The sequence below is a fragment of the Pseudoalteromonas sp. KS88 genome, from assembly GCF_004766475.1.
GTDB lineage: Bacteria > Pseudomonadota > Gammaproteobacteria > Enterobacterales > Alteromonadaceae > Pseudoalteromonas.
In genome coordinates this window covers 194,546-209,544 of the sequence record NZ_PYHV01000009.1, presented here as the reverse complement: position 1 = coordinate 209,544, position 14,999 = coordinate 194,546, and the positions used below count along the sequence as shown (strand labels likewise).

The 14,999-nt window shown below is 39.4% G+C and carries 17 protein-coding genes; 12 read left to right on the top strand and 5 right to left on the bottom strand.

Going from position 1 to position 14,999, the window contains the following annotated elements; all coding sequences use genetic code 11:
* The first annotated feature begins 58 nt into the window (after positions 1–58).
* The 3 genes from radC to rpmG all read left to right on the top strand — a co-directional run bounded on the left by radC (position 59) and on the right by rpmG (position 1,410).
* Complete coding sequence (radC, locus tag C7Y70_RS06655; protein ID WP_135473931.1) at positions 59–733, top strand: DNA repair protein RadC; 675 nt, start codon at positions 59–61, stop codon at positions 731–733.
* A gap of 273 nt (positions 734–1,006) precedes the next feature.
* Positions 1,007–1,243: a 50S ribosomal protein L28 gene (rpmB, locus tag C7Y70_RS06650; RefSeq protein WP_006793236.1), complete on the top strand. Its 237-nt coding sequence runs from the start codon at positions 1,007–1,009 to the stop codon at positions 1,241–1,243.
* Positions 1,244–1,254: 11 nt separating this feature from the next.
* Positions 1,255–1,410: a 50S ribosomal protein L33 gene (gene rpmG, locus C7Y70_RS06645; RefSeq protein ID WP_004587947.1), complete on the top strand. Its 156-nt coding sequence runs from the start codon at positions 1,255–1,257 to the stop codon at positions 1,408–1,410.
* Positions 1,411–1,610: 200 nt separating this feature from the next.
* Here the strand turns inward: rpmG and C7Y70_RS06640 are convergent, their stop codons facing one another.
* Positions 1,611–2,537, bottom strand: a complete 927-nt coding sequence (locus C7Y70_RS06640; protein WP_099294815.1) for a manganese-dependent inorganic pyrophosphatase — start codon at positions 2,535–2,537, stop codon at positions 1,611–1,613.
* Between the two features lie 199 nt (positions 2,538–2,736).
* Here C7Y70_RS06640 and C7Y70_RS06635 point away from each other — a divergent pair, with 199 nt between their 5' ends.
* Both C7Y70_RS06635 and mutM read left to right on the top strand, forming a co-directional pair.
* On the top strand, positions 2,737–3,252 hold the full coding sequence (locus tag C7Y70_RS06635; RefSeq protein ID WP_135473879.1) for a hypothetical protein: 516 nt from the start codon (positions 2,737–2,739) through the stop codon (positions 3,250–3,252).
* A 1-nt stretch (position 3,253) separates the two neighbouring features.
* Positions 3,254–4,063, top strand: a complete 810-nt coding sequence (mutM, locus tag C7Y70_RS06630; protein ID WP_099294813.1) for a bifunctional DNA-formamidopyrimidine glycosylase/DNA-(apurinic or apyrimidinic site) lyase — start codon at positions 3,254–3,256, stop codon at positions 4,061–4,063.
* Positions 4,064–4,106: 43 nt separating this feature from the next.
* On the opposite strand, the gene C7Y70_RS06625 is transcribed toward mutM, so the two are convergent.
* Genes C7Y70_RS06625 through C7Y70_RS06610 form a run of 4 tightly spaced genes read right to left on the bottom strand, consistent with a single transcriptional unit; the run spans position 4,107 to position 7,714 of the window.
* Positions 4,107–4,568 carry a DUF3299 domain-containing protein gene (locus tag C7Y70_RS06625; protein WP_245321396.1) on the bottom strand — a complete coding sequence of 154 codons (462 nt, stop codon included), beginning with the start codon at positions 4,566–4,568 and terminating at the stop codon, positions 4,107–4,109.
* Between the two features lie 49 nt (positions 4,569–4,617).
* Entirely contained in the window at positions 4,618–5,937 is a 1,320-nt protein-coding gene (locus tag C7Y70_RS06620; protein WP_135473875.1) for an ABC transporter permease, read from the bottom strand.
* Entirely contained in the window at positions 5,934–6,623 is a 690-nt protein-coding gene (locus C7Y70_RS06615) for an ABC transporter ATP-binding protein (RefSeq protein ID WP_135473873.1), read from the bottom strand. The genes C7Y70_RS06620 and C7Y70_RS06615 overlap by 4 nt, the downstream gene beginning before the upstream one ends.
* A 17-nt stretch (positions 6,624–6,640) precedes the next feature.
* On the bottom strand, positions 6,641–7,714 hold the full coding sequence (locus tag C7Y70_RS06610) for a CDP-glycerol glycerophosphotransferase family protein (protein ID WP_245321381.1): 1,074 nt from the start codon (positions 7,712–7,714) through the stop codon (positions 6,641–6,643).
* A gap of 211 nt (positions 7,715–7,925) precedes the next feature.
* Between C7Y70_RS06610 and C7Y70_RS06605 the strand changes: the two genes are divergently transcribed.
* The 7 genes from C7Y70_RS06605 to C7Y70_RS06575 all read left to right on the top strand — a co-directional run bounded on the left by C7Y70_RS06605 (position 7,926) and on the right by C7Y70_RS06575 (position 14,959).
* Entirely contained in the window at positions 7,926–9,032 is a 1,107-nt protein-coding gene (locus tag C7Y70_RS06605; RefSeq protein ID WP_099294809.1) for a phosphoribosylaminoimidazolesuccinocarboxamide synthase, read from the top strand.
* Positions 9,033–9,191: 159 nt separating this feature from the next.
* Positions 9,192–9,851 (top strand): methylamine utilization protein, encoded by a 660-nt coding sequence (locus C7Y70_RS06600; protein ID WP_099294808.1) that lies wholly within the window; start codon positions 9,192–9,194, stop codon positions 9,849–9,851.
* Complete coding sequence (locus C7Y70_RS06595; protein ID WP_135473871.1) at positions 9,844–12,159, top strand: EAL domain-containing protein; 2,316 nt, start codon at positions 9,844–9,846, stop codon at positions 12,157–12,159. The genes C7Y70_RS06600 and C7Y70_RS06595 overlap by 8 nt, the downstream gene beginning before the upstream one ends.
* Positions 12,146–12,979, top strand: coding sequence for a DUF3034 family protein (locus C7Y70_RS06590; RefSeq protein WP_135473869.1), 834 nt, complete (start codon positions 12,146–12,148; stop codon positions 12,977–12,979). The genes C7Y70_RS06595 and C7Y70_RS06590 overlap by 14 nt, the downstream gene beginning before the upstream one ends.
* Complete coding sequence (locus C7Y70_RS06585) at positions 12,979–13,395, top strand: group 1 truncated hemoglobin (protein WP_135473867.1); 417 nt, start codon at positions 12,979–12,981, stop codon at positions 13,393–13,395. Before C7Y70_RS06590 ends, C7Y70_RS06585 begins: the two co-directional genes overlap by 1 nt.
* Positions 13,396–13,487: 92 nt before the next feature.
* Positions 13,488–14,555 carry a CDP-glycerol glycerophosphotransferase family protein gene (locus tag C7Y70_RS06580; protein WP_135473865.1) on the top strand — a complete coding sequence of 356 codons (1,068 nt, stop codon included), beginning with the start codon at positions 13,488–13,490 and terminating at the stop codon, positions 14,553–14,555.
* Entirely contained in the window at positions 14,552–14,959 is a 408-nt protein-coding gene (locus C7Y70_RS06575) for an adenylyltransferase/cytidyltransferase family protein (protein WP_135473863.1), read from the top strand. The genes C7Y70_RS06580 and C7Y70_RS06575 overlap by 4 nt, the downstream gene beginning before the upstream one ends.
* Positions 14,960–14,999 lie beyond the last annotated feature (40 nt).

Sequence of the window (14,999 nt, the reverse complement as noted above, 5' to 3'; positions counted from 1 at the left end):
CGAAATTTAATTTATAGATTACAGTTATATGAACTTACTCCATTTTAGGGACGAAATGATGCAGTTAACTTCTTTACCGTTTGAGCAGCGCCCCCGTGAAAAGCTACTAACCAAAGGCGCCAAGTCGTTGAGTGATGCGGAGTTGCTCGCTATTTTTTTACGTACAGGCTTACCAGGTATGAATGTTGTAGAGCTTGCGCAACATTTAATGACTCAAAATGAAACCTTGCACAATTTATTTAATGCCTCCATAGATGATTTTTGTGCACAAAAAGGATTGGGTAAAGCTAAATTTGTGCAGTTACAAGCAGTGCTTGAGCTCAGCCGGCGTTATATGATGGAGCAATGTCAGCGCAAGGCTGTTTTTAACTCACCACAAGCGGTATACGATTACCTAACATTGGAGCTCAGAGGTTTGCAGCAAGAGGTGTTCATGGTGCTATACCTTGATAGTCAGAATAGGTTAATAAAAGAAGAAACGCTTTTTTATGGAACGATCAATGCTGCATCTGTTTACCCAAGAGAAGTGGTCAAAGCAGCGCTGAAAAATAATGCCGGGGCACTTATTTTAGCGCATAACCACCCATCAGGGATTGCAGAACCGAGCCAAGCTGACAAACTTATTACTAATAAATTGCAACAAGCTCTGCAATTAGTCGATATAAATATCTTAGATCACATCATTGTTGGTGCAGATAATTGTATTTCGTTCGCTGAGCGGGGCCTTATTTAGCTTTGTTTGGTAGATAAGTGTGTTAAAAATAAGCTGTTTACGCTTTTTTGCTAAATTAGTTTAATTTAAATGCAGTTTTTACTTTCCCTAAGGGCTTTCGATCTTTATAATTAGCCGCTATCAAATTTACATATGAGCTGATTGGATAGATCAGTGTTTGATCTTTGCCTGTAAAAGCTGTATAAAGAGCGCCCTTCGATTTATTCTCTAGGGCAGAAATACATGGCCTTAGGTTAAATTAAGCTCGAGCGAAGTTATTGGAGATATATAGACATGTCTAAAGTATGTCAAGTTACAGGTAAGCGTCCTGCGGTTGGTAATCACCGTTCACACGCGAGAAACGCGACTAGACGTCGTTTCCTACCTAACCTACAAACACACCGTTTTTGGGTTGAAAGTGAAAAACGTTTTGTAACATTACGCACTACTACTAAAGGTATGCGTATTATCGATAAAAAAGGCATCGACGCGGTTCTTACAGAAATCCGTGCTCGCGGCGAAAAAGTTTAAGGAACTGAATCATGCGCGATAAAATCCGTTTAGTTTCAACTGCTGGTACTGGTTTTTTCTACACTACCGACAAAAACAAGCGTAACATGCCTGAAAAAATGGAAATCAAAAAGTTCGATCCTAAGGCTCGTAAACACGTGATTTTCAAAGAAGCTAAAATCAAGTAATTTTAGTTCTCTTCAGAATATCAAAAACCCAGCTTATGCTGGGTTTTTTGTTTTTATTTAGCCGTCAGCCGTCAGCCGTCAGCCGTCAGCCGTCAGCCGTCAGGTTCAAGTTTCAGTTATAAAAAAACCTTGCAAGCAAAGCTCACAAGGTTAAAAATTTACAGCTTACAGCTTACAGCTTACAGCTTACAGCTTACAGCTTACAGCTTTGCGAACGCATCTTGCAGTGGTGGTACAACTTGCTTTTTACGGCTCAGTACGCCATCTAACCATACTTTACCGTCTTTAGGTGTTTCACCGTAAGCGGTTTCAACAAGCGTTGCATCATCTGATGCAATTAGCATTTGTGAGCCTTCTTTCATGATGTCAGTTAGCAGTAAAAATACTGAGTGACGGCCGCCTTCTTCTTTAAGAAGAGCAATGTCAGCTTCAAGGTCCGCTTTAATTTCATCAAATACAGCAAGGTCAATAACTTCTAATTGGCCAATGCCTACTAACTTACCGTTCATGTTGAAGTCTTTAAAGTCACGCATTACTAAATCACGTGCAGGTGTGTCTTCAACCGCAGATTTAACGCGGAACATGTCCATGCCTAGTTCTTTAAAATCTTCAACACCTGCAATTTCAGCTAGTGCTTCAACGCACTTGATATCAGCTGTAGTGCACGTTGGTGATTTAAAGATAACGGTGTCGCTTAAAATGGCACACATCATGATGCCAGCAATGTCTTTTGGTATTTCAACATTGTAAAAGTCATACATCATTTTAATGATCGTGTTTGAACAACCTACAGGGCGGATCCAACATTCAAGTGGAGTCGATGATGTTAAATCACCTAGTTTGTGGTGATCAACTACGCCGACAACGCGTGCTTCATCTATGTCATCAGGTGCTTGTGTTTTTTCTGTATGGTCAACAATGTAAACATCTTCACCGGCATAGCTTAATTTAAGTTCAGGTGCCTCAAAGCCAAAGCGGTCAAGAATAAATTGTGTTTCTGGTGAAACATCACCAAGACGAGTTGGTATAGCTGGCTCATCGATTTGGTTTTTTAAATAAGCAAGTGCAATTGCACCACAAATTGAATCTGAATCTGGGATTTTGTGACCCACTACATACATTGACATTGACGGAGCTCCTTAAAATTTGCAGATATTCTAACAAAGTAATTGTACTTTGGCACATCTCACGTCGCTGAATTTTTGTAATAATTAATAACCAAAGCGTGGGAGGTTTTGAAGGTGGATACTGATTTATTTACAGGTGCCATTTTAGTTGTTTTTTAGTTACACTTTAGTGAATTGAATCTTCAGTAAAGAGTCTCAAATGCAGCTTAGTCGCAAAGCATGGAACAATGTTTTAATTTTCTCTATGTTATTGATGATCTTCTTTTTTAATGGCCTTCATAAAAAGCTAAATAGTGTGCCTGAGCAGCCAAGTATACAAACGGTCCTGCCAACCCAAAGCTTTATTCTTGCACTTAGTTTTCCAGAACAAAAAATTGAGCGCATAGGCACCGCGTGGCGAAGTATGCCCCTTATTGAAGGTTCAACCAGTAGCGAGTGGCCTGCAAACCAAGAAAACATTGTTAAACTTATAAATGATTGGCAAAGCGCCGAACTCAGTGTGAGCGATGCATCACCAGCAAAGCTAGCCCAACCAATAACAGTTGCAACGCTGTGGTTAGCGGGTGAGCAATTACCTTGGCTGTATCAATTATACAGCGCACCACAAGGATATTATTTGTTAGATAAAAGTACACAACGGGTGTTTTTAGTTGATGTAAATAAAGCCCAGCAGTTATTCGTGAATTTTGAGTTTTTACCGAGTGAGTCTAAATAGTATGCCTGAATTACCAGAGGTCGAAGTAAGCCGTATGGGGATAACCCCACATATTTTGCAACAAACAGTGGTTAAGGTGAATATTCACAACCCAAATATGCGTTGGCCGGTACCTGACGAAGTTTACCAAATAACTCACCTCCCCGTTGTTGCTGTCGAGCGCAGGGCGAAGTATTTACTGCTTACCTGTGAGCTTGGTAGCGTGATTTTACATCTGGGTATGTCTGGTAATTTACGGGTTGTAGATAAAACTGAGCCACTTAAAAAGCATGACCATATTGAGTTTATTTTTGAAAATGACAAAGCGCTTAGGTTAAACGACCCGAGACGGTTTGGCTGCTGCTTATGGCAAGCCCCTGATGAATGCCATACATTATTGAGTAAACTGGGGCCTGAGCCATTAACCGATGAATTTACAGCCAAACGTGTGTATGAACAATCACGCAATAAAAAAACGGCGATTAAGCAATTTATAATGGATAACGCAGTTGTCGTCGGGGTGGGTAATATCTACGCGAATGAATCGCTTTTCAAAGCGGGCATTCATCCAAAACGCGAAGCTGGCAAAGTCTCTTTAGCTCGTTATCAAAAATTAGTGCCCATTATAAAAGAAACTTTAGCAGCTGCGATTGTACAAGGCGGCACGACATTAAAAGATTTTGCGCAAAGTGATGGTAAGCCTGGTTATTTTGCTCAGCAATTATTGGTGTATGGCAGAAAAGGAGAGCCTTGTTTTATCTGTAAAAAAGAATTAATAGAGATACGTTTAGGACAGCGTAGTACGGTTTATTGCAGTCAATGCCAGCGATAGGTATTAAACCTTGTAAGCAACACTTACAAGGTTAAAATTAGGCTTACAGCTCAAATGGTGCAACTCCAATCGCTTTTATTTTGTAGCCAACCTGTGCGATATCTCCACTCCATGTTTCTGTAGTGATAACACCTGTTACAACGATTGCATCATACAAGCTTTCGATAGGCACACCGCCTTTAATTGTTACATGTACAATTTGGTTTGGTGGCGGTGGCGGTACGTGAATACAGGCTCCAAAATATGGCACTAATAAGAATTCAGTGATCACTTCGCTATCACCTTCAAGTGGTACCACAAACCCCGGTAAACTTACTGATTTACCATCAAGTTCTTTAACGACTGGCGCATCGAGGTCAGGCTGAACCCAGTTTTGTTCACTGCCTTCATGATTTGCTTGATCTTGGGTGTCTATCTGTACATGGCCTTTAGGAATTAAATCTTCCCAAAAAATTTCTTTTGGTGCATTCGCATAGCTGAAAAAGCTCATCGCTAAACTAATCATAACGACGCCTAATAAGCTAAGTTTTTGAATATACTGCATGGTGTTCCTCTTAAATTCTAATACTCATGCCATCGGCAAGTGAGTAAAAATATGCACGCGTTGCGGGAATAAGCCCCACGATAAAGCCTGCCGCCATGATAGCGCCGATCAGCGCTAGTTCATAGTGTGACAACCAAGAGACGGTGATTGAAATACCTGCGTTGCTTTGTAAAAAGCCAGCGGCTCCATTCATTAATCCGTAAAACAGTCCACAGCCAAGTAAGCAGCCCAGTAAAGTGATTAATAATGATTCTATACTGATCAGTGAGAATAAGTGCCAAGGCCGCGCTCCCACAGAGCGCAAGATTGCCAATTCTCGACGGCGCTGGTTCAAACTTGCCAGCAGGGTGGTTAACATTCCTAATAGGCTAACCAATACAACCACACCAGAAAAGAGCAATAAGATTTTTTCGATAATTGATAGCATTTCCCAAAGCTCACGCAAAGTGACGCCAGGCATGATTGCAAGCAAGGCTTCATCTTTATATTGATTAATATTACGACGGATTTGCAAGGTGTACAGTGGCGAGTCAAATCCCATTAAAAAAGCAGTAATTTGCGTTGGCTCGCCAATGAGGTTTTCAGCATTATGGTCATGGTCATGGTCATGGTCATGGTCATGGTCATGGTCATGGTCATGGTCATGGTCATGGTCATGGTCATGCTCATGTCCATGGTCAGTGGGAGAGTGGCTGCCGCCATGCATTAGCTCTATCGCAGCCAGCGGAATGTGTAAGGTTTTATCAACCGGTGTCCCTGTTGCGTTTAAAATACCAACTACGGTAAATGGGTTATCATCGTGGTGGTGAAAACTGGTATTGCCCATGCCGTGGGAGATAATAATTTTCTCACCGACTTTATAACCCAGTGTTGAAGCAATTTCACTACCAATAACAACATCATTTAAATGATTAAATGGGCTACCTTGGAGGAACGATAATGTTTGCTTTTTCCCATACTTATAATGTGTGAAGTAATCAGGGCTGGTTCCAAGTACTGCATGCCCCTTATGGCTATCGCCAAGTGATAATGGAATAGTCCATTTAACACCACGTTGCTGTTTTATGTACTCATAGCTTTGCCAGCTAACACCGTTGTTGGTGTGACCAATACGAAAAACCGAGGAAAGCAGCAGTTGTATATCGCCTGTACGGGCGCCGACAATAAGATCGGTACCTGATATCGTATTACTAAAACTGCTTTTGGCGTCAACGCGGACACGCTCAATACTCAATAACAACATGACGCTTATAGCAATAGTAAACAAGGTCAAAAATGCACTGCCACGGCGATTGAGTAGGCTCTTATAAGCAAGTTTTATTAAAATCATTGTGCTTGCTCCATAATATCAACAAGACTAATTGAGCGGTTAAAAAGTGCTTGCAAGGATTCATCATGACTTACAAATACCAACGTACTACCCACTAAGTTAGCTTGTGCAAATAACAGTTCGATAAACGCTGTTCGATTCGCTGCATCTAAGGCTGATGTGGGTTCGTCGGCAATAATAAGTTCAGGGCTACCAATAAAAGCGCGTGCGGCAGCAACGCGTTGTTGTTGACCAATACTTAAATTTGCTACGTTTTGCTGGTGGTGTTCCGTTGTGAGACCAAGCGCAGTTAATAACCTTGCGGCTTCTTGCTCTATACAGTCACTTTGTTGTAGCGCCTTTTTCTGGCGAGGCTTCGAAAACTGGCAACCTAGCATCACATTTTCAATGGGTGACAAATAAGGAAGTAAATTAAAATTCTGAAAAATATACCCTATATGATCAGAGCGAAAAACATCACGTTTACGGTTACTTAAGGCTGTTAAGTCAGTATTTAAAAGTTTTACGGTACCTGAGTTGGCAGTATTGATACCAGCTAACAATGACAATAAGGTTGATTTACCAGAGCCGCTAGGTCCATGTAAAAAAACATGTTCTCCATCTGCAATGTGTAATGCAGATATACTAAGCGTTGGCTTGGTTTGTTGTTTGTGCCATTTGAAAAGTACATTATTAAGTGTGATCATAAAAACCTATATAATAATTACCAACGCCAATAATTTAACTTTTTACGCATCTTTAAGTTTCGAATTAAATTAAGCGGTTTGGGCTTAAGTTTTGGATCTGTTAATACTAATTCATTGCATGCTGCAAGTACACGTTGGCTCGATAGGCCGTCTTGGTATGGATGAAGCTGTTGACAAAAAGACTCAATATCGTCCATTAGCTGAACTGGATGAGTTAAAGCAAGCTCAATGGCTGCTTCTACCTTTTCAGGATCCGTGACATCAATAAGGTGCTTTCCTGGATTTTGATTGCAAAAAGTGACGACTGGTTTTCGTTGCAAAATAAACATTAATAAAATTGATGATGTATCACAGAGCATAACGTCAGCAGCTTTTAGAAGTGGTAATACATTATCTGTTTCAATAAAGGTTAAGTTTTCATTTTGTAATGCTTTATATTGCGCAACGAGCTGTTGTGGCATTTTTGGATGAAACTGCATTAAAATACGCCACTTACCTTGTTCACTAAAAGTCTTTATTGTTTGATAAAGCTTCGGTGCCAGAGATAAGTTTCTTGAAAATGTTGAGCAAATTAATAGGGTTTTTCTTTTATCATCAGGCTGAGTATAAATACTTTTGGTGTCTGGGTTAAATAGGGGATCCAATGTTGGCCAACCAGTTTCTTTAACAGCAAAGTGCTTATATTGGTTTGACAGTTGTTCAAATTTCGATGTTGTATTAGGACCTTGGGTACAATATAAATCAAAACACCCTCTGATATTAAAGTGATCTTCAAAGCCTTTACGATTTAGTTTGCCTGAATTGAACCCATGGAAAAGGCCTACTTTTATACCCGGAATGAAAGGAGGGATAACATTTCCTGGAACGAATGAAACATCTGGAGACCACCTGATAACTTCTTCAATCGTTAATAGCTGAGCTTCATTATCTTTTAGGAAATTTGATGTAACTTCGTCTCCTTCCAAAAACCACTTTACCTCACCTCCTTGAGTTATTATCTCTTGCTGTAATGGCCTTAAAATAGCATAAGAGTAATTTTGAGAAATATACATTAAGTATTTTTTGTTTTTAGTTGCTGTTAAATAGTCCAAGTATAGTCCCCCAATGAAAAGGCCCATATTATAACTCTATATTGTTTATGACAGCAAAATTACACTGAAATAACCTTTTACCTCTTATTTGTGAGCTATGTATAAAAGCGCGGAGATTGAGCTTTTGGCTCGTCTCGATTATTATTAGCACCTCATAACCCCAATACCATACTTATGCTCATTATGAGCATGCCATACATCCGGAGATAGCATGACTAGCTATAAAGTTTTAGACGTAAACGATGATTTACCTATTCGTACAAAAGGCCCTGTTCACAGTGGTAAAGTACGCTCAGTTTACTGGTTAACAGACGAAGACAGTGCACGCTTGATCAGTGAAAAAGGGTATAAAGTTCCTAAGGGAACTGAGCTTGCCATTATGGTGATTTCTGATCGTATCTCTGCGTTTGATTGCATTTGGCAAGGCGAAAATGGGCTCAGTGGTGTGCCGGGCAAAGGTATTGCTTTAAATACTGTGGCTTCTCATTGGTTTAAACTGTTTGATCAAGCCGGTTTGGCTGGTAATCATATTGTTGATATACCCCATCCTTATGTATGGATTGTTCGTAAAGCGAGCACTGTTAAAGTTGAAGCGATTGCACGTCAGTATATTACAGGTAGCATGTGGCGTGATTACAGCAAAGGTGTGCGCAATTTTTGTGGCTTAGAGTTACCTGAAGGCTTAACAGCTAATCAAAAACTAGACGAAGTACTAATAACACCTTCTACAAAAGGAATTATTACAGGTGTTGATGACATTCCTGAAGTTGATGATGTGAATATTACCCGAGATAACATCACTAATAATCTGGCTGTATTTAACTTCAAGTCTGAGGCCGATGTTGCGCAATACGAAAAGTTACTCGTAGAAGGGTTTGGCTTGATCAGCGCCGAGCTTGCCAAATTGGATCAGATTTTTGTTGATACAAAGTTTGAATTTGGGTACGTGGAAGATATTGATGGCACAGATAAACTTATTTACATTGATGAAGTAGGTACCCCTGATTCATCACGAATTTGGGATGGTCCAGCCTATCGCAACGGCAAAATCATTGAAAACTCTAAAGAAGGGTTCCGTCAGTTATTGATTAACAATGTGCCTGAAAGTGATGTGCTGTTAAATAAGGATCGTATGGCAGAGCGCGAACAGTTAGCGCAAGACTATGTATTACCAGAGTCAGTTATGTTGTCCGTATCTGATACTTATGTAGGTATCGCAAGTAAAATTGCAGGTCATGAAGTTACTATTCCACGCGACCCTCGCGGTGAAGTAATTGCAATCTTAGATGAGCAATACGGTCTTATTTCTAAGTCTTAATTATCATTATTTAATAAAACGACTTTTAAAAGCCCAATGATTAACTATTATTTAGTGTAATTGGGCTTTTATTCTTGCAATTGAAGTCATAGTTCAATTAACTTAATCACATCCTGATAAAAAATAATTAATGTGGTTATAAACACAAAGGATAATAAAATGGTCGTGCAAGGAATTATCATTAATTGCTTAGCAATGCTTAGTATGTTGTTTTTTTCTTATGCTACCTTTGCCGCAAATATTACAGTAAATGTTAAAGATCAACATGGTCAGCCATTACCTGATGCAGTTATTGAGCTTAATGCTCAATCCTCTGATATTAACGCTGAAAAGCTACCTAAACTCATAATGGATCAAGTTGACAAGCGGTTTGCTCCAACGTTACTTATCGCGCGCAAAGGCCAGCAAGTTAACTTTCCTAATAGCGACAATATCCGTCATCATGTGTACTCTTTTTCTAAAGCAAAACCCTTTCAATTAAAGTTATATTCAGGGCAACCAGATAAGCCTATTGAATTTGATACTGACGGGGTTGTGGTGCTTGGATGCAACATCCATGACTCGATGGTAGGGTATATTTACGTTGCTAGTAGCGAACACGTTTATCAAAGTGATAGCAATGGGAATGTTGTACTTGATGATGTTACTTTGCCTGCTCAACTTACGTTTTGGCACTCTACACAAACGATACCTCTAGAAGAAAAAACGCCTTTAGCACTAACTAAAGACGCGGTCGGTAGTGTGACTGTTGTTATTGCTACGCAATCACCAAAACCGCGAAATACATTTGGTAATAAGTTTAAGGCTAATAATGACTAATAGCTTAAAAAATCGAGTTATCATAGTTTGTGTCGGCCTTGTTTTATTGACGACGGTAGTAAGTTTATTTAGTTTTTGGTGGTCCACAAGCCAGTTCAATGAGAAAAAAGTCACGCAAGATATTAATGTGGCTGAGAATGTTTATAAGCAATATTTAACAGCAAAAGAAAGCTTGCTATTAACGGCCGCAAAGGTACTAACGTCTGACTTTGGATTTAAGCAAGCCGTCGCTACGCGAGATGCAGATACTATCGGTAGTGTGCTGTACAATCATAGTCAGCGAATTGATGCTGAGCTTATGCTGCTGCTTGATTTATCAGGTAAATTAATTTCATCTAATAAACCTAACCAAGAGTTTAGCAATGATTTAGAGCAAATGATGAATGAGCTGTTAACGAATGCAGAGCAATCTAATTTTGTCGTGCTTGATAACGATTTATACCAAGTGATTTTGCTGCCAGTTCGAGCACCTCGAACAATTGCGTATAGTTTGGTTGGCTTTAAGATAACCGATGAAGTAGCGACTGAGTTAAAAAACCTCACCAATATGGATGTGAGCTTTATTGCTGAGCAAGATGGGCTAGTACGCAGTTCATTATTATCAAGGCCATCACCATTTTCGCCAAATGATTACTTTTATCAAGCAACCACCTCTCGCATATTTGGAGAGCAAGTAATTTACCGCAATCGTGATTTACACCTTGCATCATTGAAAGGCCATTCGGTTAATGTTTTACTCAGTGCTGATCTAACACAAAGCTATACTGAATTTGAGCGCTTGTTTTTTACCATTATTTTACTGGCTGCTTTAACAATTATCATTGGCGTTGTTGCCAGTAGCTTACTCGCCAAAAATCTGACTATGCCCTTATCTCAACTAGCGAGTTTAGCTCGGCAATTCGCGCAGGGTAATTACAGCGTTGATTCAATGAGTAATAAGCAAAGCACCGAAATTAAAACATTGATAGATGCGTTTAAAAACATGGGTAATGATATCAATGAGCGTGAGCAACAAATCAGCTTTGCTGCAAAGCATGATACGTTAACAGGTTTTTATAATCGCTCAGCCATGCTTGAGGTATTAAATGAATCTCTTGCTAAGAATCAAGATTACACGTTAGTCGCTATCGATATCAAAGGGCTTCGTCATATCAACGATAAGTTAGGACCTAGAGTCGGTGATGATTGCTTAAAAGCTGTAGCGTGCCGTATCGCTGAATTTTCAGATGAGTTAGGGGGCTTTCACGCTCGAATCGGTGGGGATGAATTTTTAACTGTTTTTCCAACGACTTCTAGCCAAAATTTGAAAAAGGGTATTTCAGGATTAATGGCGTTACTAGAAACGCCTTACATGTTACAAAAACTAAAAATCAATTTACGCTTTAGTGCCGGTGTTGTTAGCTATCCAGATCAAGGAACCGCACCAGATGACTTGATGCGACGCGTACTGATTGCCGTTGATAGCGCGACTAATGAGCATGAAAATATTCACCATTATAGAGAAGGTGAAGATGAGGAGCATCTAGAGAGTTTACTCATTATTGATGAATTAAAACAAGCAATTGCAGATGATGATGGGCAGCTTTTTATGACCTATCAGCCGAAACTTAACTTTGCGACTCAAAAAGTAGATAAAGTGGAGTCTTTGATCCGTTGGCAAAGAAAAAACGGTAGTTGGGTATCTCCTGAGCTGTTTATCGATCTCGCTGAACAGTCAGGCTTAATTGTAGAGCTAACTGAGTGGGTTATTGATACTGTTGTAAAGCAGGTTGGACAATGGCAACACGCAGGCATATTTATGCAAGCTGCAATCAATGTTTCCGCACAAGATATTGCTTATCCAGGCTTTCATGCGAACTTATTAAAAGTATTAAAAAGTTATTCTGTGGCTCCTGCATTAATAACAATTGAGTTAACAGAAAGGGATATGATTGAGAATGAAGAGAAAGGTATTCAAGCGCTGAACAAGCTTAAAGCGATAGGGGTTAAAATATCGCTTGATGATTATGGGGTTGGTCAAACCTCGCTTGGGCGTTTAAAAATGCTTCCTATCGATGAGCTTAAATTAGATAAATGTTTTATATTAAAACTGGATGAGTCAGAAAAAGACCAATTCATAGTAAAATCAACTATTACATTGGGCCATCAACTGGGTTTTTCAGTGGTCGCTGAAGGTGTAGAAACACAAAAGTCTTTAGAGATACTGCAAGATCTTAAGTGTGACCATATCCAAGGGTACTATTTAAGTAGACCTTTAAAAGCGGATTTATTTGAACAATGGCTGGAGCAATATAATGAATTGGCATAACACTTTTTTCGCATTGCTTATTGTATTTTATTCATTAGATTCTTTTGCAGGTCAAGGCAAGTTATTGGGTACGCCTGGTGTCTCGCAAGTAGAGGGGAGCGCTGGTGGTGGGCTTGTTCCTTGGGCACAGCTTGCGGGTTATGCTAGCGATGAAGAATTTGCTGTAAATGGCTTTTGCAGCCGAGCTGATGTCAGCGATTACTCTCTAGATGTCTGTGGCGCACAAGTAAATGTATTGGATCGTGTGGAATTAAGTTATGCGCAGCAACGTTTTGAAGTGCTAGCATTAAACACCACCATAGAGCAATCGATTACTGCAGCAAAGGTACGACTGTATGGTGATATAGTTTACAGTTCATGGCCGCAGTTAAGCCTAGGGGCACAGCACAAGTCGCTTGACGATGGAACTGTTGCCACGCTTGTGGGCGCGCAAGAAACGAGCGGAACAGATATTTACTTAGCTGCTAGCAAATTACATTTAGGTGCTTTAGCAGGGTATAACGTATTTTGGAACTTAACTACTCGCTACAGCGATGCTAATCAGCTAGGTTTACTTGGCTTTGGTGGTGAGAATGCGAGTAAAGAGTTGCTGTTTGAAGGTAGCACCGCTATTTTTCTTAGCCGCGAAATTGCTTTGGGCGTGGAGTATCGTCAAAAAAGTAACAATCTAGGGTTAGGTGAACAAAATTGGCAGGATATATTTGTAGCTTGGATGCCAAATAAATATGTAAGTATAACAGCTGCTTGGCTTGACCTAGGCAGTATTGCTGGGGCTAAAGATCAAACCGGATGGTATCTATCTGTAACAGGGTATTGGTAATGAAAATAACAGTATGTGTTTTATTTGTCGTATTGCTAACTGCGTGTAAATCAGCTCCCAATACAACACTTTATCAACAACTTAATGGCCATGAGGGCATTGAGCGTTTAACCGATAGTTTTATTAACCAAATTGGTAATGATGACAAAATCTTAGCCTACTTTAGGGATGCAAACGTTGCTCATTTTCGTAATGGCTTTATCAACCATTTATGTGCTTTAACTGATGGCCCCTGTGAGTACACAGGTGATAGTATGGTTGCTATTCACACTGGTATGAATATTACGGAGGCTGATTTTAATCGTGTAGTTGATTTATTGATAAGTGCCATGGAGGAGCAAAATATTAGCCATACTATACAGAATAAAATATTAGCCAAAATGGCACCATTACGACCAGAGATTATTCGTATTTAATCAAAAATAGCTCCTATATTTCATAGTTATGGCTGAAAAAGTGCATTGATTTATGTACAATGGTCTTTGTTATCGTTAATTAAATGTAAAATATGTTTGCTTATTTTGATGTTCAGCACATTTATTATATCCCCCAATATTTACCTGTTATAAAAAAACTAACTGGAAAAGGCCACCAGTGCGTGTTGGTTTTTTATAAGTCTCAAGACACTGAGCTTATCGCTATTTGTGAGCAATTTATAACAGATAACCAGATCGAAGCAGTGTGGTTAGCCAATACAGGAGAAGCGTTTGATTTTTATCAAACGTGTCATGCTGATTGGGTTATATTTGGTAATGCATTCGCACAAAGCGAAGCATTGAACAAGAAAACGGCCATGATGCAGCATGGTATTGGGCCAAAGCAATGCTATTACGATGTATCTAATACAGGTATGACCGTGCGTTTTGTTGAGGGAGAGCACAGAAAAAAACGCCTTGAAGCGCTCTATCCAAAGGGTAACTTTGTTGACTCAGGGTATGCTAAATTAGACCCGCTATTTGATCATTCTGTTGAAAAAATTCAATTGACGTCATTAGGTCTTGATCCTAAAAAGCCGACTTTATTGTATGCACCGACATTTTACCCTAGCTCAATAGAGTGTATGAGTGACGCATTTGCAGAAGACTTTTCTGCATACAACATTATTATTAAGCCGCATTTTTTCTCCCTAACAAAGCCTCGTTATAAAAAGCAACGTATTAAATTAGCGCGCTGGCAGCAAAGTAATAATGTATTTGTTGCTGATACAAATCAATTTGACTTAACTCCATTTTTAGCTATTTCGGACATTATGCTTTCTGATGCCTCATCGGCAATTTTTGAATTTGCAGCCTTAAAAAAGCCTGTTATTTGGTGTGATTTTTATAAATTGAGATGGAGCTACCGTGGGATTTTTTCGTTTCGTTTGAAAGAGCGATTAGATGATGACATTCATTATTTTAATCAAATTTGTCACCCTGCCAGGAAGTATACGGAGGTAGCTTCGATGATTGACAACTCTTACAAAGAGAGCCAAGCTTTTAAAGAAAATAAAGCACGATTAATAGCACAGCTTGCAGGAAAAATAGATGGTTTTGCAGCTCTGCGTATAGTTAATTACTTAGAGGAAAATTCATGAAACGGGTTGTTACTTTTGGTACGTTTGATATTTTCCATGTGGGGCATATCAATATTTTAGAACGAGCTAAAGCACTTGGCGACTATTTGATTGTTGGTGTTTCATCTGATGCGCTTAATATGTCTAAAAAGAGTCGTAACCCAGTTTACAGTGAAGAAGAGCGGGTGAAAATTATTAGTTCATTACGCTGTGTTGACGAAGTGTTTATTGAACATTCACTTGAACTAAAAGGTCAGTATATTATAGAAAAACAGGCTGATTTACTGGTTATGGGAGATGATTGGGCCGGGCGTTTTGATGAGTTTAGTAATTTATGCGAAGTTAAGTACTTACCTCGCACTCCATCAATTTCGACAACTGAAATAATAGAAGTTGTCAGAAAACCAGTCACCTCGTTGTCATGATTTAGCAATCCAATAGTCATAAAGGCGGCTTAATATTTAT